The sequence below is a fragment of the uncultured Campylobacter sp. genome (assembly GCF_905372745.1).
Lineage (GTDB): Bacteria > Campylobacterota > Campylobacteria > Campylobacterales > Campylobacteraceae > Campylobacter_A.
Map to the genome: position 1 here is coordinate 1 of NZ_CAJPQR010000058.1, position 2,976 is coordinate 2,976.

The following is a 2,976-nucleotide window of genomic DNA, read 5'->3' on the forward strand; positions in this document are numbered from 1 at the left end:
TTAAAATATCTTGTTGAAAATATATTAGATAAAGATTTACTAAAAGATATAAATGCTCTTATTGACGAAAGTATTAAGTCTTTAAAAATTGACATAACGGATAATAAAATCAGTCCGAGTGATGCTGAAAAAGTTGTAAAATACATACAAGATGGCAATATATTAAAAAATCTAATGAGCGAAGCTATAAAAGAGAACCAATCGACAGCTAGATCTGGTGGAAGTTTTTGGTTTGGTGCTATTGTAGCTGGGGCAATAGCCTACGGGGGATATGAGATGTTTTTAGAGAGATATTCGGTAGAGCAGGAATATGCTTTTATTTCTACTTGTGTGGGCGAGCAAGGTTCTAGCTATAGAAAAAACCAATGTATTGAGAAAATAAAAAAGTGCTTAAAGGATGATAAAAAATTCTCGGAATGTTCTATATTTTAGACTGGCTTTTGATTTTTTTATATAATTCATCTCCTAAAATTTCTATTTCAAATTTGTCATCAACGAGCGGCTTGTAGCAGTTAAGTTTTTTATATTCATCGCTATCAAGTAAAAACCTATAAATCGCTTTTAGTTTATCAAACGTTTCTTGAGTGCTTGACTTTTTGTTTTTAACTCTTTGCATGAGCTTTTCATATCTTTTTGCTCTTCCTTCCACCTCTTTTTCACTGTGTAAAATTTCATCAAAATCTACAAAAGATTTTAAAAAATCTCTCAGCGTACATCTTGTTTGGCTTACACCGTTTTGTATATTTTCTACAAGTTCTTTACATTCATGCTCATAATTTTTTGTCGCCATATGTCGCCCAGCCTTTTTGTAAAATTCCAAAATTATACCACAAGAAAGGAGGTGATAAGAATGGATGCGTCAGGTATGAGTCAAGAAGAGCTTGATTTGTGGTCGGATATAAACAATCCAAATAATGACGCCAATATGGATGACTGGGCGGATGCGCATAATCCAAACAACGATGATTATTTGGGCGATGATGCTGACGACGAGTAGCTTTGGTATTTGCAAAAGTAGGTTGCGGCTAGCAAAATATATTTATACAGTCCGCTCATTTTATAGCCGATTTTGAACGGCTAAATTAAATAAAAAAGGGTTAACAATGGCAAAATCAGGAATAAGACCGCCAAATGGTCCGAGCACTACAGGTAATCCAAGTGGTAAAGGTCGCGGAAATAATCCGCCTAAAAAATAGATGTTCTCCTCCTTCGGGAGGAGCAAGCTTAAGGAGTGAATATGAAAATAGCTTTATATTTTGACTGTCAAAATGTAAGCCACGTTTTCTTGCGTGATGTAATAAGTTATTGTCAAAACGAGCGCTACGAGATCATTATAAAAAAAGCGTATAAAGATTTTACTAAACATTGTGGATGGGATGAGGTTTTGCAGGCCAGTGACATAGAATCTGTTCATGTTTTTAATTACAAGTCTAATTGTGCCGACTTATCACTTTGCTTAGATGCACTCGAGGATATTATGGTGTCTACCCAAATAGATGCCATAGGTATCATTTCAAGCGACTGCGACTTTATGCCGCTTACTATAAAGCTTAAAAAATTAGGGAAAATAGTTTTGGGTTTTGGGGAGCAAAAAACCAAACAATCGGCAAAGGATGCATATTCAAATTTTATTTTATTACACCGTCAAATAGATAAAATTTGCGATCTTTCTGGCATTGTTCAAGCAATTAAGGAAAATAGCGGCAGTAGCAGCTATGTTTGCAATGCTAAAGTAGTGAACTTTTTGCAAAACAAAGGCAATAAGGCAAAACCAGCTGACTATGGTTTTACGTCTTGGAAAAATCTCTATGAAAGCAACGCTCAAATTTTTAAGATAAACCCCGATTTTAAAAGTGATCTTGCTGTGGCATTGGTATAGTTTTGATAATTTTAGATATAATATCTCTAAAAACTAAGGCAAAAAATGTTTATAGATAGCGTAAATTTAACCCTAAGCTCGGGTCACGGCGGGGCCGGCTCGGTGAGCTTTCGCCGCGAAAAACACGTGATTTTGGGCGGACCGGACGGCGGCGACGGCGGCGACGGCGGCGATGTATATTTCGTCGCCGATAACAACACGCACACGCTGGCGGCATATAAAGGCAAAAAGGCCATGCGCGCGCAAAACGGCGAAGCGGGCACGGGGCGGAGAATGCACGGTAAAAGAGGCGAACACCTCGATCTCATCGTGCCTCCCGGCACCGCGGTGCTAGATGCCCAGACGGGCGAGCTACTCTGCGACTTAACTAGCGAAGGGCAGCGCGAGCTATTTTTAAAAGGCGGCAAAGGCGGGCTTGGCAACGTGCACTTTAAAAGCTCGATCAACCAAGCCCCTGAATACGCGCAAAAAGGCCTAGAGGGCGAAACGCGCGAGGTGCGGCTGGAGCTAAAACTCATCGCCGACGTTGGGCTCGTGGGCTTTCCAAACGTGGGCAAAAGCACGCTGATCTCGACCGTCTCAAACGCCAAACCGCAGATCGCAAACTACGAATTTACCACGCTCACGCCAAAGCTAGGCCTAGTCGAGGTCGACGAATACAGCGGCTTTGTTATGGCCGATATCCCTGGTATCATCGAGGGCGCAAGCGAGGGGCGCGGGCTTGGCGTGCAGTTTTTAAAACACGTTGAGCGCACTAAAATTTTACTTTTTATGCTCGATCTTGCGAACTATCGCGGCCTCGAGGATCAGTTTGACGCGCTAAGGGCCGAGACAGCGAAATTTTCAGGAGAGCTTACAAAAAGAGACTATGCGATCGCACTAACTCGCGCGGACGCGGCCGAAAATTTGCGGGAAAAATTTGACGCGTTTTTGTCGCATTTGGGACTTGCGGGCGCGGCTGGCGAGATGAAATTTAAACAAGATATTTATGAATTTGACGCCGCCAAGCCTTTTTTTGTGATGCCGATATCTTCGGCGACAGGACAAAATATAAACGAGCTAAAATTTAACCTGCTTGAGCTACTTAAAAAGGAGCT

General features: G+C 41.2%; 5 protein-coding genes. 4 read left to right on the plus strand and 1 reads right to left on the minus strand.

The genetic code is table 11. The features are described 5' to 3' along the window. Window positions 1–432 (plus strand): hypothetical protein (locus QZ157_RS10555; RefSeq protein ID WP_295145413.1); only part of this gene is annotated, 432 nt, incomplete at its 5' end. On the opposite strand, the gene QZ157_RS10560 is transcribed toward QZ157_RS10555, so the two are convergent. Continuing rightward, entirely contained in the window at window positions 422–790 is a 369-nt protein-coding gene (locus QZ157_RS10560; RefSeq protein WP_295145416.1) for a hypothetical protein, read from the minus strand. The two genes, QZ157_RS10555 and QZ157_RS10560, sit on opposite strands and share 11 nt — an antisense overlap. 60 nt (window positions 791–850) lie before the next feature. Between QZ157_RS10560 and QZ157_RS10565 the strand changes: the two genes are divergently transcribed. The 3 genes from QZ157_RS10565 to obgE all read left to right on the plus strand — a co-directional run. Next, window positions 851–997: a hypothetical protein gene (locus QZ157_RS10565; RefSeq protein WP_295145419.1), complete on the plus strand. Its 147-nt coding sequence runs from the start codon at window positions 851–853 to the stop codon at window positions 995–997. Between the two features lie 240 nt (window positions 998–1,237). After that, a complete protein-coding gene (locus QZ157_RS10570) occupies window positions 1,238–1,879 on the plus strand; it encodes an NYN domain-containing protein (protein WP_295145422.1) in 642 nt (213 codons plus the stop codon). Between the two features lie 45 nt (window positions 1,880–1,924). Continuing rightward, on the plus strand, window positions 1,925–2,976 hold a 1,052-nt coding region (gene obgE, locus QZ157_RS10575; protein WP_295145425.1), incomplete at its 3' end, for a GTPase ObgE.

Bases quoted from the DNA above. Each gene is read 5' to 3' on its own strand.
- QZ157_RS10565 (WP_295145419.1), top strand. From the start codon at position 851: ATGGATGCGTCAGGTATGAGTCAAGAAGAGCTTGATTTGTGGTCGGAT.
- QZ157_RS10570 (WP_295145422.1), top strand. From the start codon at position 1,238: ATGAAAATAGCTTTATATTTTGACTGTCAAAATGTAAGCCACGTTTTC.
- QZ157_RS10560 (WP_295145416.1), bottom strand. From the start codon at position 790: ATGGCGACAAAAAATTATGAGCATGAATGTAAAGAACTTGTAGAAAAT.